Raw genomic sequence first — 21,254 nt, forward strand, 5'->3', positions numbered from 1 at the left:
CAAGCGATTCGTGAGTCATCGCAGCGTAGAATCACAACCGATTCCCCGCTGCAACACCTATCTTAGCGCATATGCCCTTGAGGGGCAGATGTCCGGCAGGACAGAGGGGGGCGCTGTCCCACCGACATCTCGAAAATGACGCTTCGATTTGACCGTGCCCGCCCTCCCCTGTAGCAGTCGACGATCCGGCAACGGCGAGGAATCGAGTCCCAAAATGTCGATCGATTTTTCCGACTTCTTCTACGCCTCGCCGGACGGGCTTGAACTCCACGCCCGCATCTATGGCGAAGCGAATTCCGGCCACTGGCCGGTCGTCTGCCTGCCCGGCCTGACCCGCAATTGCCGCGATTTTCATGAGTTGGCGCTGCATCTGTCGCGGCGGGCGCAAACGCCGCGAAAAATCGTCGCTTTCGACTATCGCGGGCGCGGGCAATCCGCCTACGACCCCGATATCGGCCACTACAATATCGGCGTCGAAGCCGGTGACATCCTCGGCGGGTTGGCGGCGCTGGGCATCGACGAGGCTGGTTTCATCGGCACGTCACGCGGCGGGCTGATCATCCATGTGCTTGGCGTGATGCGGCCGGCAGTCCTGCGGGCTATCGTGCTCAACGATATCGGCCCGGTGCTCGAGGCCGGCGGTCTCGCCCATATCCGCTCCTATCTCGAGCGCGCGCCGAAGCCGAAAACCCACGCCGAGGCCGTCGGCGCCCAGCGCGGCGCGCATGGCAGCGACTTTCCTGCCCTGACCGAGGCGGATTGGGAGCGGATGGCAGCGGCGCTCTACCGAGATACGGGTGGAGGATTATTGCCGGATTTCGATCCGAATCTGGTCGAGACGCTGGCGGGACTCGACCTGACCCAGAAGCTGCCAGACATATGGCCGCAGTTCGAGGCACTGGCGGCAATACCCTTGCTCGCCATCCGCGGCGCCAATTCGAAGCTGCTGTCCGCCGAGACCTTCGAACAGATGCGAAACCGTCATCCTTGTGTCGAGACGATCACGGTCGAAGGCCAGGGCCATGCGCCTTTCCTCGAGACCGGCGGCCTGCCCGGCGCCATCGCCGCTTTTCTGGACAGGACCGAGCAACGCTTCGCCGGGAGCCGGTTTTTTCAACGATAATGGGTCAGGCTTGTTGATTGTGCCGGCGCTTTTCTTTATCCACCAGCGCAACGGAGAGGTGGCCGAGTGGTCGAAGGCGCTCCCCTGCTAAGGGAGTAGAGGTCAAAAGCTTCTCGTGGGTTCGAATCCCATCCTCTCCGCCATCCCGCTTCGCGCTCGCCGCTTTTCGCCATGCGGCGATTCTGCGGCAATGCCTTGGCCGGCGACTCACAGACATCGCCGCAATTGTGGCAGGCAATTGCCGGAATCGGCCGGATTGCAAGGCCTGGCCCAATGGGTCTCCAACCTGTCTCCGGCGGCGCAATGGTTAACGGGAGCTTTCCGAGTGAGGCCAAATCGTGTCATTTGTGCAACAAGGCAAGGTGATAGCGCCTGCACAGACCTTTCGCCGATGCGATGGTTGTTGAACGCCGCCGCCTCATGGGTAATGTCGGGTTCGAAGGAGCGGCGCGGTGCGCATCTTTTTCGGTAGTGGGGATGGGGCAGGGAACGCTGTCCTTCAGCAAAGAATACCCAGACCCGTTTTTTAACTTTTGACTGGAGGTCAGAAAATGAACATCAAGAGCCTTCTTCTTGGCTCCGCTGCGGCTCTGGTCGCAGTTTCCGGTGCGCGCGCCGCCGACGCCGTCGTCGTCGCCGAGCCGGAACCCGCTGAATACGTCCGCATCTGCGACGTCTACGGCGCTGGCTACTTCTACATCCCCGGCACCGAGACCTGCCTGCGCATCGGCGGCTATGTCCGCTACGACATCGGCGTCGGCGACGTCGGCTCGTTCGACGGTGCTGAGAACTTCGACGTCGAGGACGGCGACATCCAGGACACGTACTACAAGCAGGCCCGCTTTAACCTGAAGACCTGGACCGGCCAGGAAACCGAGCTCGGCACCTTGAAGACCTACACCGAGACCCGCTTCAACTTCGGCAACCGGAACCGGCACGTCAGCAGCACATACGTCCCCGGTCCCGATCCGGACGGCGCCGGTCCGCTGCCCCCGCTGCCAGGTGAGACTATCATTGTCGCTAACCCTGCCGAGAACAAAGGCATTTCGCTGAACTTCGCCTGGATCCAGCTCGGCGGCCTGCGCGTCGGTAAAGACGAATCGGCCTACGATACGTTCATCGGCTACGCCGGCAACGTCATCCAGGATACGCTGGTTCCCTACGGCGGTTTCGACACCAACGTCGTCCAGTACTACTTCGACGCCGGCAATGGCTTCTCGGCCGTGGTCTCGCTCGAACAAGGTTATGGCGACTTCACGATCGACAGCTATGTTCCGCATGTTGTCGGCGGCGTGAAGTGGACGCAGGGCTGGGGCGCCATCACCGGCGTCATTGCTTACGACGCCAACTACGAAGAAGTGGCCGGCAAGGTTCGCCTCGACGTCACCCCAATGGAGAACCTGTCGCTGTTCATCATGGCCGGCTACGGCACTGACGACAACTACGAGGATCCCGGCTTCGCAACACCCGTCGCCGGCGGCCGCGGCATGTACAAGCTGTGGAGCGGCAACTGGGCGGTCTGGGGCGGTGGCACCTACACCATCAACGAGAAGACCTCGTTCAACACCCAGATCTCGTATGACGAAGGCGAAAACCTCGGCATCGCTGCCAACATCGCCTATGACATCGTTCCGGGCCTGACGATCACGGCCGAAGTCGATTACCTGCACGCCGGCGACTTCGACGAGCCCGACTTCTCCAACTGGACCGGTGCGGACGACGAAGACAGCCTCGGCGGCATGCTCCGCTTCCAGCGCTCGTTCTAATCAGCAGCGTTTGACTGAACTCGAACCCGGCGGGCAACCGCCGGGTTTTTTTCGTGTCGGCGTGGCTGTCAAGGCCGGAATGCTTGGGGGCGCCGATACTCAGCCGACAACTGCGCAGAACGAAGTCAGCAGCGATCCTTCGCGCCCCCCTCTGTCCTGCCGGACAAGCCTCTTCCTTCTCCCCTTGTGGGAGAAGGTGGATTGGCGCGCAGCGCCAAGACGGTTGAGGGGTGTTGGACGGAGTGCGGCCGATGCCAAGCTGGAGCACCCTCATCCGACCGAGCTTCGCTCGGCCACCTTCTCCCACAGGGGGGGAGAAGGAAGAGCCTTGTCCGGCAGGGGCGCTGCCCCTCCAGCGTCTCAAAATATTTCTGCAACGCAGGAACGAAGGAACAGGACAGGTCGGTTGGCAGTTCGCGACCCACGCAATGCGGGCCGCCATCCCCAAGTCAAATCTCAGCAAGATCGCCCAGCGACTGTATCAGTGGCTGAATTTCGTTTTCATAATTCTTCCAGCGCTTGACCGACGATTTGTAGATCGGTTGGCGAACCTGCCAGCGGCTGGGCGTGTTGACCGAACCATCCCTGTCGAAAAAGCGCAGGCAGGCGTCATCCCAAGGCAGCCCGAGATAATCTATCAGGCGGCGCGACTGGGCTTCCTGGTCCTCAACCAGCGTTTCATAGCGATTTTCGAAGATAAGGCCTGGAAAGACCTCGTTCCAGTGCCGCATCAGGCGGTCATACTCGCGATAGTACAGGCCTAGTGTATTCAGGTCGGTGTTGTAGCTGTGTGCCTCGCTGAAGTTGAGGACGAAGCAGGAGACGCAGTTGTCGATGGCATCACGGCGGCAATGAATGATGCGTGCGTTGGGGAAGAGAAGGCCGATAAGGCCGATCAGTTCAAAATTGTGCGGCGTCTTGTCCACGACGCGAAGTGCGGCAGGCGCCCTCTCCCGCAAATAGGACAGATGCTCTTCGGCCAAGGTTCTGGACAGGTCTTCCGTGATCGAGGTGATCGGCTGGTTCAAATCACCAGCCGATGATGTCTTGAGGCCGATCGCGTTAGCAACCCGACTCAGTTTGCTAAGCTCCCCTGCGCCATGAACGTCGGGATGGCTGGCGCAGATCTGCTCGGTGAGCGTCGTCCCCGAGCGGGGCATGCCAACCACGAACACAGGCGCTTCGGAAGGATTTCCATAGCCGGCCCTGGCAGCCAAAAAGTCCGGCGTGACGGTTTCAATCATCGAATCGACCCACCGACGATACAGATCGATATCGAACCTTTGGCCGGAGGCCTGTTTCGCCTTGTTGAAATGGTCGAATGCCTCGTCATAGCGCTTGAGGTCGTTCAGCACCTTGCCGGCGGCGTGATGGAGTTGCTGCGCGCCTTCCGAACCAAGTTTCGGATTGCCGAGCTCACGAAGGATGGATTGGAGCTCCTCGGGCTCCTCGGTGAAGTTTCGCGTCTGTACAAGGTCGTTGTAGGCAGCCGGCACGCCAATACGACGTGCGATTGCTTGCTTCAGATAGGCGGCGGCTTCATCCATACGGCCCAGGCCGCTGAGCGCGCTGGCCAGCCCGGCTCGCACCTTGGGATGATCGCGGTTGATTTTCAGCGCCTTCTCGTAAAGCGGCAGAGCCATGTCGGGCTTGTCGAACGCCGTGTAAGTGCGCCCCAATGCACAAAGTGCTTCGATAAGGCCGGGCTGCAGTTCCAGGGCGTACTGCATATGCTTGATTGCTGGCGCATACTCGCTGACCTTCACATAGGCCTCGCCCAGGCTGAGGTGGTAGTAGGGGTTTTTAGGTTCCTCGCCGACCGCCCGTGCGAAATATCGCAAGGCCCGCTCATCGTCGTAACCCAGGTATATGGTCCCCAGGATGTATAAGGCGAGCGGATGGTTTGGCGTGCGCTCCAGAACCCGAAGGCATAGGTCCTGAGCCTCGTCGAGCCGCTTGGCCTGCTGAAAGGCATATGCCTGTTTCAGCAATGCGTCGTCGGCCTGCGCACGCGATTGGGCGCTTGCTTTCTGCGGGCTCACCAAAGGCTTCACTATCGGCCCCTTCACTTTTGGCGCGGGTCCGGGCTTGATGTGCTTTGACCAGGCAGGCGGGAGTCGATTGTTCATGATATCTCGCTAGCAAAAAGAAATATCTCGCTAGCAAAAAGTGCGGGGGGAATCCAGCATGCTGGCTGCAGCCAAGGCGGGAGCTTGCGCGGCCACCTGTGCCGCGCTAGCAAGAAGGCACTTTTCGAGCGAGCTTTTGCCATGCGCCAGCGCCCTCCCCTCACGCCGATCGTCAGCGCGCTTCCTTCGACGGTGCCGTTTGTCGGCCCGGAGGCGCAGGAGCGGGATCGCGGCCGCGCCTTTCGCGCCCGCATCGGCGCCAATGAGAGCAGTTTTGGCCCCTCGCCGCGCGTCATCGCCCGCATGGCCGGCATCGCCCGCGACATGTGGATGTATTGTGATCCAGACAATCACGATTTGAAGCTGGCTGTTGCCGCGCATCTTGGCGTTGGCGTCGAAAACGTGGTGGTCGGCGAAGGCATAGACGGGTTGCTCAGCCTGGTGGCGCGCATGTATGTGGCGCCGGGCGACGCGGTGGTCACCTCGCTCGGCGCCTATCCGACCTTCAATTTCCATATTGCCGGCGTCGGCGGCCGGCTGGTCGCGGTCCCCTACGAGAACGACCGGGAAAGCCTCGACGGCCTGTTGGCTGCGGTCACCAGGGACAAAGCGCCGCTGCTCTACCTGTCCAACCCGGACAATCCGATGGGCAGCTGGTGGGAGGCGGCGGAGCTCATCCGCTTCATCGAAGCCCTGCCGGAGACCACCATGCTGGTGCTCGACGAGGCCTATGGCGAATTGGGCCCTGCCTCGGCGCTGCCGCCGATCGACGTGTCACGGCCGAACGTCATCCGCATGCGCACCTTCTCGAAAGCCTACGGGCTGGCCGGCATACGCTGCGGCTATGCGGTGGCCGACGCCCAGGTGATCCGCGATTTCGAGAAGATCCGCAACCATTACGGCGTCAGCCGCATGGCGCAGATCGCCGGCGTCGAGGCGCTGGCCGATCAGGACTATCTGCAAAGCGTGGTGGCGCGGGTCGCTTCCGGCCGCCGGCACATCGCCGGGATCGCCGAGGCCAATGGGCTGAAGCCGCTGCCCTCGGCGACCAATTTCGTCACCCTGGACTGCGGCGGCGACGGCGCCTTCGCGCTGAAGGTGCTGCAGGCGCTTTTGTCGCGCGATGTGTTCATCCGCAAGCCGATGGTGCCGGTGCTCGACCGCTGCATCAGGGTCAGCGTCGGCTTCGACCACGAGCTCGACATTTTTGCCGAGGAATTGCCGGGTGCGATGGCGGCGGCACGGGGAAGCTGAGAGGCGCTCTTCCTTCTCCCTTGTGGGAGAAGGTGGATCGGCGTGTAGCGCCGAGACGGATGAGGGGTGTTGGACGGAGTGCCGACGGTGCCAAGCTGGAACACCCCTCATCCGACCTCGCTTCGCGAGGCCACCTTCTCCCACAAGGGGAGAAGGGGGAGTCAATCGCGAAGGTCGGCGATTTGCGTGACGATGGTGCTGGACGGAGCGCCAAGGCCGGGTAATCTCGCCCGATGCCGCATCAGCCCGTCGCTCCAACCAAACGTCGCTTCGCCCGCTCGATGCGGCGCGAGCCAACAGAGGCGGAGGACCGCCTGTGGCACGAGCTGCGCGGACGCAGGCTCGACCGCATCAAATTCCGGCGTCAGGTTCCTATCGGCAGATTCATTGCCGATTTCGTTTGCGCCGAGGCCAGGCTGATCGTCGAAATCGACGGCAGCCAGCATGCGGATTCAAACTATGATCGGGAGCGAGACGCCGAATTGAAGGCGAGCGGCTTTCGTGTGTTGCGCTTTTGGAACGACGACGTGCTGCGCGATTTGAACGCCGTCTGCGACACCATCATCGCTTACGTCGGCGACCAGAGTTTGCAGCCGTGGCGGTAAAAGCGCCTTCCCTTCTCCCCTTGTGGGAGAAGGTGGCCTCGCGAAGCGAGGTCGGATGAGGGGTGCTCCAGCTTGGCACTGACGGCGCTCCGTCCAACACCCCTCAACCGTCTCGGCGCTGCGCGCCGATCCACCTTCTCCCACAAGGGGAGAAGGATAAGCGTCGTCGCTCCTTGAATTAATTGAACGTTCGTTTTATTCTTACCCTCTCAACTAGGCTTGCATGGCGCGCACGACCGGTTCCGACGGCGAAAAGACCGAAGCAGCGCTCCGCGAGGCGGCGGTCAGCCTGATCGCGCGTCTCGGCTATGAGGCAATGTCGATGCGCCAGCTGGCCGCCGAGGTCGGCGTCCAGGCGGCGGCGCTCTACCGTTATTTTCCGACCAAGCAAGACCTGTTGTTCACGCTGATGCGCGAGCACATGCAAGGGCTGATCGAGGCGTGGGACGCGGCCCGCCCGGCCGCGGCCGATCCGGCGACCCGGCTCGCCGCCTATGTCGAAAACCACATCGCCTTCCATGTCGAGCGCCGCCATTCCACCCATGTCTCGAACATGGAATTGCGCAGCCTGTCGCATGACCGCCTGACGCGGATCCTGCGTATGCGCACCGCCTATGAGAAGGAGCTGTGCGTCATTTTGCGCGACGGCGCGGAAGCCGGCGTCTTCAGCGTCGAAGACACAGGGCTGACAGCCATGGCGCTGATCCAGATGATGACCGGCGTCATCGTCTGGTTCCGGCCGGGCGAGCGGCTATCGATCTCGGAGGTAACCGCCACATATCTTTCAATGACGACGCGCCTGGTTGGAGCAAAGGCCCATGGCGCGACAACGCGCCTGCAGCGCCACAGCCGGCGCGCAAAGGACGCTGTAGCACTTTGATTTTGCGCCCTTCCCGAAATTGAATTCGATTTCGGGCCGTGCGCCGGGAGGAACGGCATGTACACGCACACACTCAACTTCGGGCTTGACGAAGACATCGAGGCGCTGCGCGACCTGGTGCGGCGCTTCGCCCAGGACAAGATCGCCCCGATCGCCGCCGAGATCGACCGCTCGAATGAATTTCCGGCGCATCTGTGGGCCGAGCTCGGTGGGCTCGGCCTGCTCGGCATCACCGCCGATCCGGAATTCGGCGGCACCGGCATGGGTTATCTCGCCCATGTCGTGGCGATGGAGGAGATTTCGCGCGCCTCGGCCTCGGTCGGCCTCTCCTACGGCGCCCATTCCAACCTCTGCGTCAACCAGATCAATCGCTGGGCGACACCGGCGCAGAAGGAAAGATATCTGCCTGCGCTGTGCAGCGGCGAAAAGGTCGGCGCGCTGGCAATGTCGGAATCCGGCGCCGGCTCCGACGTCGTGTCGCTCAAACTGCGCGCGGAAAAGCGCAATGATTGCTATGTGCTGAACGGCACCAAGATGTGGATCACCAACGGCCCGGACGCCGAGACGCTGGTCGTCTACGCCAAGACCGATCCAGAACTCCAGTCGCGCGGCATCACCGCCTTCATCGTCGAAAAGGATTTCGCCGGATTTTCCGTCGCGCAAAAGCTCGACAAGCTCGGCATGCGCGGCTCCAACACCGGCGAACTGGTTTTTTCGGATGTCGAAGTGCCGTTCGACAATGTGCTGCATGAGGAAGGGCGCGGCGTCGAGGTGCTGATGTCGGGCCTCGACTACGAGCGCACGGTGCTCGCCGGCGGCCCGCTCGGGCTGATGGCGGCGTGCCTCGATGTGGCGGTCCCCTATGTGCACGAACGCAAGCAGTTCGGTCAGCCGATCGGCGAGTTCCAGCTGGTGCAGGGCAAGCTCGCAGACATGTATACGACGATGAACGCCGCGCGCGCCTATGTCTATGCCGTCGCCGCTGCCTGCGACCGCGGCCAGACGAGCCGCAAGGACGCCGCCGCTTGCGTGCTGTTCGCTGCCGAGAAGGCGACGCAGATGGCGCTCGACGCCATCCAGCTGCTGGGCGGCAATGGCTACATCAACGACTATTCGACCGGCCGGCTTTTGCGCGACGCCAAGCTCTACGAGATCGGCGCCGGCACCAGCGAGATCCGCCGCTGGCTGATCGGGCGGGAAATCATGGCGGAAGGAGTCTGATGGCACTATTTCCTGAATTTGCCATGCTGGACAATTTGCCCCATATTTCTGCTGAGATGTCATATTTCCGGACCGAGGCAGAACATGGCGAACCAAACCGAAAAGGCTGGGTTTGACGGGAATCCGCCGACACAATTCGAGGCAGGAGCTCAAAAAACTCCGCTCCGGTTGCCAGCGAAGCGCGAGCGCGTCAGGCTTGGCGAGGGCGGACGCTTCGTTATCCCGGCTGCGATGCGCGAGGAAATCGGGGTTAAGCCTGGTGAGGACTTGATCCTTCATGTCGAGAACGGCGAGTTGCGGGTAAAGTCGTGGCTTCGGAACCTGCGGCGCGTCCAGGCCGAATTGTCAGCGTTGAAAAAGCCCGGCGAAAGTGTCGTCGACGAATTTCTGAAGGAGCGGCGGGAAGAACAGCGTCGAAGCGATAGACGTTTGGACCGGCTTCATGCCGAAGGAACGGCGAGGAAGGGAGCGAAGTGAAAGCTTACGTCATGGACAGCTCGGCGGCGCTTGCGATCCTGCTTAACGAGAAAGGCACCGATGTTGCCTTGGGTTTCGCGCCGGATGCGCAATTCAGCTCCGTCAATGCGGCCGAAATTATCGCCAAGCTGATCGACAAGGGACGCAGCATGGAAGAGGCCGCGGACGACCTCGCCAGTCTCGGCATGCCGGTCGCTGCTTTCGACGAGATGATGGGCATCGCCGCCGGTCAGCTTCGCGAGTTGACGCGGCATCGCGGCTTGTCGCTGGGCGACCGGGCCTGCCTGGCCCTGGCAATTCGCGAGAACGCCATTGCCGTCACCGCCGACCGTGACTGGGGCGACCTGGATATCGGCTGCAAGATCGAACTGATCCGGTAACGCCAATGGCCCCCCTCACCTCGCAGATCTCGCCAGCTTCCGACACCTTCCGCGCCAATGCCGAGCGCATGCGGGCGCTGGTCGCCGACATTGCGCAAAAGGCGGCAACCGTCGAGCGTGGCGGCTCGGAGGAAGCGCGTGAGCGCCACCAGAGCCGCGGCAAGCTTTTGCCGCGCGAGCGCCTCGCCCAATTGCTCGACACCGGCTCGCCATTCCTCGAGATCGGCCAGTTCGCCGCGTGGTCGATGTATGGCGAGGACATCGCATCGGCCGGCATCATTGCCGGCATCGGCCGCGTCGAAGGCACCGAAGTGATGGTCGTCGTCAACGACGCCACGGTGAAGGGCGGCACCTATTATCCGCTGACGGTGAAGAAGCATCTGCGCGCCCAGGAGATCGCGCTGCAGAACAGATTGCCTTGCGTCTATCTGGTCGACAGCGGCGGCGCCAATCTGCCCAACCAGGACGAGGTGTTTCCCGACCGTGACCATTTCGGCCGCATCTTCTACAACCAGGCCAACATGTCGGCTGCAGGCATTCCGCAGATCGCCTGCGTCATGGGTTCGTGCACCGCGGGCGGCGCCTATGTGCCGGCGATGTCCGACGAGACGATCATGGTACGCAACCAGGCGACCATCTTCCTCGGCGGTCCGCCGCTGGTGAAGGCCGCCACCGGCGAGGACGTCAGCGCGGAGGAACTGGGCGGCGCCGAGGTCCACACGCGGCTTTCCGGCGTTGCCGATCATTTTGCGCTAGACGACGAGCATGCGCTGGCGATCGCGCGCCGCATCGTCAAGAACCTCAATCGAAAGAAGCAGATCGGGCTGGCGCTACGCGATCCGATTGCGCCGCTTCATGCAGCCGAAGAACTCTACGGCATCGTGCCGACCGATCTGCGCCAGCCCTATGACGTGCGTGAAGTGATCGCCCGCATCGTCGACGGCTCCGAATTCGACGAGTTCAAGCAGAATTATGGCACCACGCTGGTCACCGGCTTTGCCCATCTCAACGGCATGCCGGTCGGCATCATCGCCAACAACGGCGTGCTGTTTTCCGAAAGCGCGCTGAAGGGCGCGCATTTCATCGAGCTGTGCTGCCAGCGCAAGATTCCGCTGATCTTCCTGCAGAACATCACCGGCTTCATGGTCGGGCGAAAATACGAGGCCGGCGGCATCGCCAAGGACGGCGCCAAGCTGGTGATGGCGGTCGCCACGGCCCGCGTGCCGAAGGTCACCATGATCATCGGCGGCTCGTTCGGCGCCGGCAATTACGGCATGTGCGGACGCGCCTATTCGCCACGCTTCCTGTGGATGTGGCCGAATGCCCGCATTTCGGTGATGGGCGGCGAGCAGGCGGCAACCGTGCTGGCTGTCGTCAAGCGCGAGGGGATCGAACGCAAGGGCGGGGAATGGAGCGCGGAGGAGGAGGCAAAATTCAAGAAGCCGATCCTGATGAAATACGAGCATGAAGGCCACCCGCTGTATTCCTCCGCCCGGCTCTGGGACGACGGCATCATCGATCCGGCCAAGACGCGCGAGGTGCTGGCGCTCAGCCTGTCGGCCGCGCTGAACGCCGGGATCGAGGAGACAAGCTTCGGCGTGTTCAGGATGTGACGATGAGCGAGCCCAGGATTCGCCTTCATGTCGGCGACATCACCAGGCTGGCGGTCGACGCCATCGTCAACGCCGCCAACACCTCACTTCTGGGCGGCGGAGGCGTCGACGGCGCCATCCACCGTGCGGCCGGCCCCGAACTTCTGGCCGAATGCCAATCCCTCAATGGCTGCAAGGTCGGCGACGCAAAACTCACCAAGGGCTACAGGCTGCCGGCACGCTATGTCATCCACACGGTCGGGCCGGTCTGGCAAGGCGGCGGCAAGGGCGAAGCCGAGTTGTTGGCCTCCTGCTACCGCCGGTCGCTCGAACTCGCCGCCGGCAAGGATTGCAGGACGGTGGCATTTCCGGCGATCTCGACCGGTGTATACCGGTATCCAAAGGACCAGGCGACGCAGATCGCCGTTGGCACGGTGAGCGCCTTTGTCAGCCACAATGCGGTTCCTGAAACCGTCATCTTCTGCTGCTTCGACCAACAGACGGCGGACCTATACCAACAGGCGTTGCTGCGCAATGGCGGGAGCGCGACCGGCTCAGGTAAGAAAATCCATTCATAGTTTTCAGACTTATTTTCATTCCCCGATCTGGCCAGACGAAAGAATCGCGGCTATTGCTCATTGCAAATACCAATGGGGATTGGGCGAAGATGAGACAGCAGCTTTTTCAGAAAACAACTGTATCTGTACTTGCGGGATTGCTTATATTAGCAGCGCCCGGCATTGGAGCGGCGGGATCGCTGGCGGGAAGCAAGGGCGACAGACGTTTCGCCGTCCATTTTCCGGCAGGTTCGACTGGAGATTGCCCGAAGGCCTACAAGGCCTATGTCGCGGCGAGCGGTCATTCGGCCTATGCGACGACGTTCCAATCGCGCGTGACCGACCTCTACATCATCTGCGGCTCCAAACTCAACGCACCCTCGCAACAGGCCGCGGAAGAGAGTGCGTTGCGCAATTGCCAGGCCGGCTTGACGAGATGGAAGGTCAAGACCGCGGCCGGCGGCTGCGGGATCGCTGCCTCCAAGTAGGCAGGCTGGCTTACCGATCCTTTGACAATGGCCGGACTGCAAAGCAGGGTGTTGCCACAGCCCGCGTGAAGGAGCATTCGCGCCGTTGGCGGCAAGCTCTGGCTTTGGAGGTCCCATGTTCGCCAAAATCCTGATCGCCAACCGCGGCGAGATCGCTTGCCGGGTGATCCGCACCGCGCGCAGGATGGGCGTGCGCACGGTCGCCGTCTATTCCGACGCCGACGCCGGCGCCTTGCATGTCGAGATGGCCGACGAAGCGGTGCATATCGGACCCTCGCCGGTCGGCGAAAGTTATCTGCGCGGCGACAAGATCGTCGCGGCGGCTTTGGCCACCGGCGCCGAAGCCATCCATCCCGGCTACGGTTTTCTGTCGGAAAACCCTGATTTCGTCGATCAGGTGACAGCGGCCGGGCTCGTCTTCATCGGCCCGTCGGCCGCCTCGATCCGCGCCATGGGGCTGAAGGACGCGGCCAAGCGGCTGATGGAGAAGGCCGGCGTGCCGGTTGTGCCGGGCTATCACGGCGAGGCGCAGGAGATCGTGCTGCTCGCCTCCAAGGCACGCGAGATCGGCTATCCCGTGCTGATCAAGGCGCGCGCCGGCGGCGGCGGCAAGGGCATGCGGCGCGTCGAACATCCCGACGACTTTTCCGAGGCGCTGTCGGGTGCGCGGCGCGAGGCCAAGGCCGCGTTCGGCGACGACCGCGTGCTGGTCGAGAAATATGTCGACAAGCCGCGCCACATCGAGGTTCAGGTTTTCGGCGATATCTTCGGCAATGTCGTGCATCTTTACGAGCGCGATTGCTCGGCGCAGCGGCGCCATCAGAAGGTGATCGAGGAAGCCCCCGCCCCCGGGATGACGCCGGCATTGCGCAAGGCAATGACGGAGGCGGCGGTGAAGGCCGCCAAGGCGATCGACTATTCCGGCGCCGGCACGATCGAGTTCATCGTCGACGCCTCGCAAGGGCTGAAGGCCGACCGCTTCTGGTTCATGGAAATGAACACTCGCCTGCAAGTCGAGCATCCCGTCACCGAAATGGTCACCGGCACCGATCTGGTCGAATGGCAGTTGCGGGTGGCGTCCGGCGAAAAGCTGCCGAAGACGCAGAGCGAGATTGCGCTCTCCGGTCACGCCTTCGAGGCGCGCATCTATGCCGAGGACGCGGCAAAGGGCTTTTTGCCGGCGACGGGCACGCTGCATCACCTGAAATTTCCGGATACAGTGCCGGAGGGCGCCAGCATGCGGATCGAGACCGGCGTGCGGACCGGCGATGCCATCTCGCCGTTCTACGACCCGATGATCGCCAAGCTCGTCGTCCACGGCAAGAACAGGCAGGCGGCGCTCGAGGCACTGGGCATTTCCCTTTCGCAAACCGAGATTGCCGGCTCGACCGTCAACACCGCCTTTCTCGCGGCTCTCGCCGCTGACGCGGATTTTTCGGCAGGTGACGTCGACACCGGGCTGATCGGCAGGCATCAGCAAGCGCTGACCGCAGTGCCGCCGCCGAGCAGCGAGATCGTCGCTGCAGCCGCACTTGCGGCGTCCGGCGCCGGGGCTCAGGCGCCGACCCGCGACCCGTGGTCGTCGCTTGCCGGCTATGCGCATTTCCACGCGATGGCGCGGCGCACGCGGCTTCGCTACGGCGAGGACGATATCCTGGCGCTTGTATCGATGCGGCCGGACGGGCGCTTCCAGGTGGCACTGGACGAACCTTATGACAGCGCGCTTGATCTTCGCGCTGCCCCTCGCCTCGCCCGCTGGCCAGGCCATGTCACTGTCTTTTCAGGCGCCGTCGGCTACAGCTTCGCGGTGCCGGACCCGTTGGCAAGGGCCGACGAAATCGCCGCCGGTGCCGACAGCCTGCGCGCGCCGATGCCGGGACTGGTCAAGCTGGTGCGCGCGGCAAAAGGCGAAACCGTCATCAAGGGCCAGCCGCTGTTGATCCTGGAAGCGATGAAGATGGAGCACACGATTTCCGCCACGCATGACGGGACGATCACCGAGATCGCAACAGAGGGCGCGCAGGTCACCGATGGGACGGTGCTGGTGCGTTTTGCCGAGGAAGCCCACGGCTGACGCTGTTCATCCAAGGAGAGGCGACGACGGAAGACGCGCGCCACAAACGCATCACCAAATGAAAATGGCCGGATCTGCCCCGGCCATCTCCGATTGTCGCCAGGCAAAGCCGGCGATCAAGGCTGGATCGGCGCGTATTTGCCGTCGTGCCACTGGTTGATGTCGTAGCTGACGTTCTTGAGGTCGCCCTTTTCATCGAAAGTGACAGGGCCGACGACGGTGCTGATCGGCTGGCCATTCTTCAGCGCTTCGGCAACCTTGGCCGGGTCGTCACTGCCGGCGCGCTTGATACCCTCGGCAAAGGCCTGGATCACGGCATAGGAGAACAGCGTAAAGCCCTCGGGCACGAAGCCGCCCGCCTTGATCTTTTCGATGGCCTGCTTGGCTTCGGGCTTCGCCTGCGGATCCGACGGGAAGACGAACATGGTGCCTTCGCCGGCCGGGCCGGCAACCTGCCAGAATTCCGGCGTGGCAATCGAGTCCGGCATGATCAGCTGGAACTTGAAGTCCTGTTCCGCCGACTGGCGCAGGATGAGGCCGGCCTCTGGGTGGTAGCCGCCGAAATAGACCACATCAGCCTTCAGTTCCTTGAGCTTGGTGACAAGCGCCGAATAGTCCTTTTCGCCGGCGTTGATGCCCTCGTAGAGGATCTCGTTGAGGCCGTTCTGGTTCATCGTCGCCTTGACGGCATCGGCCACGCCCTGCCCATAGGCGCTCTTGTCATGCATGATGACGACCTTCTTGCCGGCGTATTTCTTGGCGATCCATGGACCGATGAAGGCGCCCTGCGCATCATCGCGCGTATAAAGGCGCATGATCGTCGGCCAGCCGGATTTCGCCGCCGCGTCCGTCAGCTCCGGGTTCGACGAAGCCGGACTCATCATCATCGCACCGGCTTCGGCATAGACGGCCGAGGCCGGGATGCTCGAGCCCGAGCAGGCATGGCCATCGATGAACTTGACGCCGTTGGCGACGATGCGGTTTGCGACCGAAACCGCCTGCTTCGGATCGCACTGGTCATCTTGGACGTCGAGCTTGATCTGGCGGCCGTCGACGCCGCCGGCGGCGTTGATCGCGTCGGCGGCGGCTTGCGCGCCCTGCTTGAACTGGTCGCCGATGGTGGCAAGCTGTCCGGTCATCGGTCCGACCACCGAAAAGGTGATGTCTTCGGCGAAGGCCGGCGCGCTCATCACCAGGCCGACAATGGCCGCGCTCAAAATACCCAACTTTTTCATTGCGATACAACTCCTCCACTCGCGCGCGGCCGCTCCGACCGCGCCTCTTCCAGATTAGGTGGGAGAATTTCACCGTTCGCCAAGCCTGTCTTGGCGCATCGGCGGCACTCGATTGGGCCTGCCGCCTTTCTGTTTGGCCATGATCTTCTTCCAAAAACCGGTTTCCACTTTTTGGGACCATGGTCCGAAAACGCGAAAAGCCGCGCCGGCCTTGTTCCGGCCGGTCGCGGCTTTTGTCGATCGAACAATCCCGAACGCTACGCGCGCCCCGAAAACCGCTCGCCTTCCCTGTCCGTCGCGCAGCTGGGCTGTATCCGGCCTGCGGCGTTCTTGTCATTGTTGGTCCGGCCGTCTTGCGCGGCCTTGTTCTTGCCGGTCCGGCCGTCTTGCGCGGCCTTGAAGCGTCCCTGTCGGTGATCTCAGTACATGATGAGTTCAGGTGAGACTTAGTGCATCGTCATCCATTCGCGGGCTTCGCGCAGCGCCCTGGCGATCTCGACTTTCGACATGGCGGCCGACAATTCCGAGCGCAGTTCCGCGGCCCGGACCGAGCCCTTGATCGCAGCGATGTTGAACCATTTGTGGGCGGCGACGACATCGGTCTCGCAATCGCGGCCGGTCGCATACATCATGCCCAGTTCGAAAAGAATGTCGGCCTGGGCAGTTGCCCCCATGGCGCCGAAGCCGGCTTCAGGCATTTCAAAACGTGCCATTTCAATCCCCTGTTCTAGCCCCTGTCAGGCTCCCGAGAGCTGCCTCGTTCTGTCCCCTGGAAACCCTTGGGGCGGCCGCTCTTTCGATGCTTTCGAGAATGAACCGAAGGCTTGAATCCGTCGTTAAACGGCGTGCTTAATTTGAGGAAAACAAAGCTAAAACAAGAGGTAAACGCCGAAATTCATTAACGATGCAAAGCCAGCAATTGCGCCGGTTTGCGCCAAAATTGATGAAAATTTGCGAGGCGCAAATCAAGACTCCGCTAACCACGGAAGACAAAGCCAGCATGCCCGGCATTTCATTTCTCGCCGACCAGACCGCTTCAGGCGGCCGGGAAAAATCCCGAAGTCTTCCGCAGCGGCACCGCTTTTGTTTTGCCGGGAGGTGGATTAGCTTACGTTTGCGTAAGAGGCAGACTGGCGGGGCGGAACGTTCGTCCGGATGTCCACAGGGAGGAGAAACATGTTTCGCAAAATCAGCATGGGCCTCGCGGCCACATTGATCATGGCCGGCACCGCTTGGGCCGACCCGATCGAAGGCAACTGGAAAACGCAAGCCGGTTCGACCGCCGCCATCACGGGCGGTGGCGACGCATTTTCCATCACGCTCAAATCCGGCAAGTTTGCCGGCAAGCGTATCGGTTCCTTCAAGGTGTCCGGCGCCAACAAATACACGGGTACGATACCGACCCGGAGACCGACAAGACCTATTCGGGCAAGGCCTCGGTCTCAGGCGCTTCGCTCAAGATGAGCGGCTGCGTGCTCGGCGGGCTGATCTGCAGGAGCCAGACCTGGCACAAGCTCTGATCGTTTCGACTGCCGCACAATGAACACGGGGCCGCAAAGGCCCCGTTTTTGTTCGCGCCTCTGTGTTTGGGAACACCGATCGATCGCGCAGGCTGCGCCTTCTGCGCCCTAACAGTCCAAATTTGAACCGCAGATGAACACCGGCATCAGAGCCGGTTCAGTTGCACCAGGGCATTGTCATGCGTGTTGAAGGAGAACCACGCCATGTTCGCCCGCCGCTTCGCCATCGTCTGCCTGCTAATGAGCCTGTTCGGCATGGCGTTCGCCATCCTCGTTGCAGAGGCCGGGCGCCCGGCCCGTTCCTGGGACCAGGCCAATTCCTGCCGGTTCGATTGCGTGAACCATTTTCGCCCCTGAACCGACAAAGTCTTCGAGAGGAGAAAAGCAAAAACCATGGACCGCATCGCCGCCAACGCCCGCAAGACCCTTCGGCTAGTGCCGCGGGCGACGCTCATCCTGATGGTTCTTGCCGCGCCGGTTCTGGCCGTGCCGACGATGCGCGCCGATGCCGGCTCGACGATCGAAGCGCCGGCGCTGAAGAAGACCGGCGTCGGCTTTGTGCTGCTGATCAGCCTGCGGCGTGGTTAGGCAATCGGCCTTCATCGAAACTCAAAACAAAAAACGACCCTTCGGCCCCCTCCCAACCGCGTGGCCAAGCCTCTATATTGGGTCATGGAAAAGCGAATCTACCCCCAAGCCATAGACTCAGTCGTGATGCCGGAGCCATTTGGCCGGCAGATCTTCAATGATGCAGCAAAGGCCGTCGCGGCCTTGCAGGCGCTCTACGACCGCAACACCAAATTCCTGCGCGATTCGTTTACGGCGCTCGCCGCAGGCGGCGACAACAACAAGCGCTACCGGGCGTTTTATCCGGAGGTCGGTGTCACCACGACTTCGTTCACCCAGATCGACTCGCGGCAGGCTTACGGCCATATGCCGACGCCTGGGCATTTCTCGACCACCATAACCCAGCCCGCCCTTTTCGAACGCTATCTCATCGAACAGCTTCGCCTGATCATGCGCAATCACGGCGTTCCGGTCACGGTCTCGGAATCGACGACGCCCATCCCGCTGCATTTCGCGTTCCTGGAAGGCTCGCATGTCGACGGCGCGGCAGCCGAGCGCATCAGGCGGCCGATCCGTGACCTGTTCGACGTGCCGGATCTCGACGGCACCGACGACCAGATCGCCAACGGCACGTTCGAAGTGGCGCTAGGCGAAGCCAGGCCATTGGCGGCGTTCACGGCGCAACGCATCGACTACTCGTTGCACCGGATGTCGCACTACACGGCGACCAGTCCGCAGCATTTCCAGAATTTCGTGCTGTTCACCAACTACCAGTTCTACATCGACGAATTCGTCGCCCGTGCGCACGATCTTATGGCGAAAGGCGGCGGCGGATATGTCGAATTCGTCGAGCCGGGAAACGTCGTCACCAAGGCTGGACAAAATGCGCCCAGCCATGGCGTGGCGCCGCCGCGCCTGCCGCAGATGCCGGCCTATCATCTGAAGAAGCCGAACCATGGCGGCATCACCATGGTCAATATTGGCGTCGGCCCCTCCAACGCCAAGACGATCACCGACCACATAGCGGTGCTCAGGCCGCATGCCTGGGTGATGCTCGGCCATTGCGCCGGCCTGCGCAACACCCAGGCGCTGGGCGACTATGTGCTGGCGCACGCCTATGTGCGGGAAGACCATGTTCTGGACGACGATCTTCCGGTCTGGGTGCCGATCCCGCCGCTGGCCGAAATCCAGGTGGCGCTGCAGGAGGCGGTCGCCGAAGTCACCGGCCTTTCCGGCTATGACCTCAAGCGTATCATGCGCACCGGCACAGTCGCTACCATCGACAACCGCAACTGGGAGTTGCGCGACCAGCGTGGACCAGTGCAGCGGCTGTCGCAGTCACGGGCGATCGCGCTCGACATGGAGTCGGCGACGATCGCCGCCAATGGCTTCCGCTTCCGCGTACCCTACGGTACGCTGCTTTGCGTCTCCGACAAACCGCTGCATGGCGAATTGAAGCTGCCCGGCATGGCGACCGAGTTCTACAAGCGGCAAGTGGCACAGCATTTGACCATCGGCATCAGGGCGATGGAAAAGCTGGCCGAGATGCCGATGGAACGGTTGCATTCGCGCAAGCTCAGAAGCTTTTCGGAGACGGCGTTCCAGTAGGAACGGCGGCTTTCATCGATCGGAGTATGGTAACAGCGCGGCAGGGCGTTTCACCATCTTGATTGGCTGCATTTCTGCCGATAAGCAAAGTAGATGGCACCCGTTCGAGACATGATGGCTTCGATGGCATTCGTCGCAATGCTCGTCTTCTCGGTCGCGCTGGTGGCCGGGTTTTTCGGAACGCTGCATCCGGCCTTCGATTCCTTCGCTCATTTCCGCGTTCATCTTGCCGTGCTGATGGCGCTTTGCGCGCTGCCGCTGCTGGCGACCTCGTTTCGCCTGCAGGCGGCCACAGGGCTGCTCTTTGCGGTGGCTGCCTTTGCCACCACGTCGAACGCCCTGTCGGTGCCCCGCCTGTGGCCGGTCCAGGCAGCCTACGAAGTCGAGGCCGGCGATCAGGCGGTCTACCCCGGTGATCAGGCGGTCTACCGCCTGCTGCAGATGAACCTGCGGTTCAACAATTCAACGCCTGAAAAAGTCCTGTCGCTGATCGGCCGGACCCAGCCTGATGTGATCACCCTCGACGAGGTGTCCGACATGTGGAAGGCGAAACTTGGCCATGTTGCAAGCGCCTACCCTTACCGGATCTTCTGCCCCTACCCCAATGGCGTATTCGGCGTTGCGCTGCTGTCCAGACGGTCGTTTGCCGCCGGCGCGCAACCGCGCTGCTATGGCCGCGGCGCGATGGCCATCGCGACGGTCGATTTCGGCGGAACCGAAGTCGACGTCGCCGCCATGCACCTCACCTGGCCATGGCCGCGCAACCAGTCACGGCAGATCGGCGGATTGTCGGGGGAGTTCGCCTCGCTTGGCGAGACATCGATCATGGCATGCGACTGCAATGCAGCGCCGTGGAGCGCCGCCGTCCGGCGCGTCGCAGGTCTTGGCAAGCTGACCGTGGCGCCTTCGCCGGGGCCGACCTGGCTCCCTATCAAGCTGCCGGAATTCCTGCGCTTCGCCGGACTGCCGATCGACCTTGTTTTCAGCAAGGGCGCGGTTCTCATCCATTCGGTGTCGAGGCTAGAAAACACCGGCTCCGACCATCTTCCGCTGATGGTGGAGTTCTCGCTCAGGCAGGAACAGAAGAAGCCGGTCGACGAACAAGAAACCGCGACGGCATCGGTGAGACAGAACGGCAGGACCCGAGGCTGAGCTACTGCTTGCGCAACAGCGCCCTGATGAGGTGCTCGACATGGCCGCCGTCGCGATGCTCGCGCGCGTCGAAGGCGTTCTGTTTCGCCTCGTATTCGGCATAGACGGCCTTAATCCGGCGCCTCGCCTCGCGGTGCGTCTTGCTGCAAAACAAGTTATCGGCGAACTCCAGTCCAGTGATCGATTTCTCGGTCGCCCGCATCATTGTCCTGGCGATGCGGCCATGGTTATGCTCGTGAGCACGAACGCCCGCGAAAAACCGCTTCCAGCGCTTCTGCAGCGCCGGCGTCGCGGCTGAGGCCAAACGCGGCAAGGTGTAGGTGAGATCGAGCGTGCCATTGGCTTGGCGCAGACGGCAGACACCACCCTCCCTTGTGACGTCAAGGTCCCAATCCACGGTATAGGCGGCCAGCGCGATGGCATGCGTCATGAAGCCGTGCCGCTTCGGACCGTTGCGGTCCATGGCCTCGATCAGGGCGGCGCCCGTGGTTCCAGTGATGTCGTAGGTCCGGGTCTTGACCAGCACCTTCGTGTCAGCCAATGCCGGCGGTGCGAAGCCGCACAAGCCGCCAATCGCCACAAGGCACGTCAGAACCGCCAGGCGCATGGTCATCTCCCGGGTCAGA

General features: G+C 62.4%; 20 protein-coding genes, 1 tRNA gene and 1 pseudogene. 18 read left to right on the forward strand and 4 right to left on the reverse strand.

Annotated elements, in window-relative coordinates:
• Nucleotides 1-214 precede the first annotated feature (214 nt).
• The 3 genes from AC0L2Z_RS31450 to AC0L2Z_RS31460 all read left to right on the forward strand — a co-directional run bounded on the left by AC0L2Z_RS31450 (nt 215) and on the right by AC0L2Z_RS31460 (nt 2,889).
• Entirely contained in the window at nt 215-1,123 is a 909-nt protein-coding gene (locus tag AC0L2Z_RS31450) for an alpha/beta fold hydrolase (protein WP_473477324.1), read from the forward strand.
• A gap of 52 nt (nt 1,124-1,175) precedes the next feature.
• A tRNA-Ser gene (locus tag AC0L2Z_RS31455) sits at nt 1,176-1,266 on the forward strand.
• A 408-nt stretch (nt 1,267-1,674) separates the two neighbouring features.
• Nucleotides 1,675-2,889 (forward strand): porin, encoded by a 1,215-nt coding sequence (locus tag AC0L2Z_RS31460; protein ID WP_128168083.1) that lies wholly within the window; start codon nt 1,675-1,677, stop codon nt 2,887-2,889.
• A gap of 449 nt (nt 2,890-3,338) precedes the next feature.
• Here the strand turns inward: AC0L2Z_RS31460 and AC0L2Z_RS31465 are convergent, their stop codons facing one another.
• On the reverse strand, nt 3,339-5,018 hold the full coding sequence (locus AC0L2Z_RS31465; protein ID WP_287228856.1) for a tetratricopeptide repeat-containing sulfotransferase family protein: 1,680 nt from the start codon (nt 5,016-5,018) through the stop codon (nt 3,339-3,341).
• A 141-nt stretch (nt 5,019-5,159) separates the two neighbouring features.
• Here AC0L2Z_RS31465 and AC0L2Z_RS31470 point away from each other — a divergent pair, with 141 nt between their 5' ends.
• The 10 genes from AC0L2Z_RS31470 (at nt 5,160) to AC0L2Z_RS31515 (ending at nt 14,546) form a co-directional block, all read left to right on the forward strand.
• Complete coding sequence (locus tag AC0L2Z_RS31470) at nt 5,160-6,272, forward strand: pyridoxal phosphate-dependent aminotransferase (RefSeq protein ID WP_473630199.1); 1,113 nt, start codon at nt 5,160-5,162, stop codon at nt 6,270-6,272.
• Nucleotides 6,273-6,505: 233 nt separating this feature from the next.
• Nucleotides 6,506-6,877, forward strand: a complete 372-nt coding sequence (locus tag AC0L2Z_RS31475; RefSeq protein WP_473630200.1) for an endonuclease domain-containing protein — start codon at nt 6,506-6,508, stop codon at nt 6,875-6,877.
• 223 nt (nt 6,878-7,100) lie between these two features.
• Nucleotides 7,101-7,757 (forward strand): TetR/AcrR family transcriptional regulator, encoded by a 657-nt coding sequence (locus AC0L2Z_RS31480; protein WP_473630201.1) that lies wholly within the window; start codon nt 7,101-7,103, stop codon nt 7,755-7,757.
• Nucleotides 7,758-7,814: 57 nt separating this feature from the next.
• Nucleotides 7,815-8,978 (forward strand): isovaleryl-CoA dehydrogenase, encoded by a 1,164-nt coding sequence (locus tag AC0L2Z_RS31485; protein ID WP_473630202.1) that lies wholly within the window; start codon nt 7,815-7,817, stop codon nt 8,976-8,978.
• Nucleotides 8,979-9,062: 84 nt separating this feature from the next.
• Entirely contained in the window at nt 9,063-9,455 is a 393-nt protein-coding gene (locus AC0L2Z_RS31490; RefSeq protein WP_473630203.1) for an AbrB/MazE/SpoVT family DNA-binding domain-containing protein, read from the forward strand.
• Nucleotides 9,452-9,835: a type II toxin-antitoxin system VapC family toxin gene (locus AC0L2Z_RS31495; RefSeq protein ID WP_473584303.1), complete on the forward strand. Its 384-nt coding sequence runs from the start codon at nt 9,452-9,454 to the stop codon at nt 9,833-9,835. The genes AC0L2Z_RS31490 and AC0L2Z_RS31495 overlap by 4 nt, the downstream gene beginning before the upstream one ends.
• 5 nt (nt 9,836-9,840) lie before the next feature.
• Nucleotides 9,841-11,448, forward strand: a complete 1,608-nt coding sequence (locus AC0L2Z_RS31500) for a carboxyl transferase domain-containing protein (RefSeq protein ID WP_236388449.1) — start codon at nt 9,841-9,843, stop codon at nt 11,446-11,448.
• A 2-nt stretch (nt 11,449-11,450) separates the two neighbouring features.
• Nucleotides 11,451-12,005 (forward strand): O-acetyl-ADP-ribose deacetylase, encoded by a 555-nt coding sequence (locus AC0L2Z_RS31505; RefSeq protein ID WP_473630204.1) that lies wholly within the window; start codon nt 11,451-11,453, stop codon nt 12,003-12,005.
• An 89-nt stretch (nt 12,006-12,094) separates the two neighbouring features.
• On the forward strand, nt 12,095-12,472 hold the full coding sequence (locus AC0L2Z_RS31510) for a hypothetical protein (protein WP_473630205.1): 378 nt from the start codon (nt 12,095-12,097) through the stop codon (nt 12,470-12,472).
• Between the two features lie 115 nt (nt 12,473-12,587).
• A complete protein-coding gene (locus AC0L2Z_RS31515; RefSeq protein ID WP_473630206.1) occupies nt 12,588-14,546 on the forward strand; it encodes an acetyl/propionyl/methylcrotonyl-CoA carboxylase subunit alpha in 1,959 nt (652 codons plus the stop codon).
• A gap of 116 nt (nt 14,547-14,662) precedes the next feature.
• Here the strand turns inward: AC0L2Z_RS31515 and AC0L2Z_RS31520 are convergent, their stop codons facing one another.
• Nucleotides 14,663-15,781, reverse strand: a complete 1,119-nt coding sequence (locus tag AC0L2Z_RS31520; protein ID WP_128172686.1) for an ABC transporter substrate-binding protein — start codon at nt 15,779-15,781, stop codon at nt 14,663-14,665.
• Nucleotides 15,782-16,227: 446 nt separating this feature from the next.
• Entirely contained in the window at nt 16,228-16,494 is a 267-nt protein-coding gene (locus tag AC0L2Z_RS31525; RefSeq protein ID WP_027152750.1) for an SEL1-like repeat protein, read from the reverse strand.
• Nucleotides 16,495-16,957: 463 nt separating this feature from the next.
• Between AC0L2Z_RS31525 and AC0L2Z_RS31530 the strand changes: the two are divergent.
• From AC0L2Z_RS31530 to AC0L2Z_RS31550, 5 genes and pseudogenes are all read left to right on the forward strand, one after another.
• Nucleotides 16,958-17,301: pseudogene (locus AC0L2Z_RS31530) on the forward strand (DUF2147 domain-containing protein).
• A gap of 204 nt (nt 17,302-17,505) precedes the next feature.
• Complete coding sequence (locus AC0L2Z_RS31535; RefSeq protein WP_287173901.1) at nt 17,506-17,658, forward strand: hypothetical protein; 153 nt, start codon at nt 17,506-17,508, stop codon at nt 17,656-17,658.
• A gap of 36 nt (nt 17,659-17,694) precedes the next feature.
• Entirely contained in the window at nt 17,695-17,889 is a 195-nt protein-coding gene (locus AC0L2Z_RS31540; protein ID WP_128172684.1) for a hypothetical protein, read from the forward strand.
• Nucleotides 17,890-18,015: 126 nt separating this feature from the next.
• A complete protein-coding gene (locus AC0L2Z_RS31545) occupies nt 18,016-19,476 on the forward strand; it encodes an AMP nucleosidase (protein ID WP_245277730.1) in 1,461 nt (486 codons plus the stop codon).
• A gap of 123 nt (nt 19,477-19,599) precedes the next feature.
• Entirely contained in the window at nt 19,600-20,628 is a 1,029-nt protein-coding gene (locus AC0L2Z_RS31550; RefSeq protein ID WP_245277731.1) for an endonuclease/exonuclease/phosphatase family protein, read from the forward strand.
• Between the two features lies 1 nt (nt 20,629).
• Here the strand turns inward: AC0L2Z_RS31550 and AC0L2Z_RS31555 are convergent, their stop codons facing one another.
• The gene (locus AC0L2Z_RS31555; protein ID WP_128172683.1) at nt 20,630-21,235 is read right to left on the reverse strand and encodes a DUF922 domain-containing protein; all 606 of its coding nucleotides are present in this window, start codon (nt 21,233-21,235) and stop codon (nt 20,630-20,632) included.
• Nucleotides 21,236-21,254: the final 19 nt, after the last annotated feature.

This window comes from Mesorhizobium sp. WSM4850 (assembly GCF_055811735.1).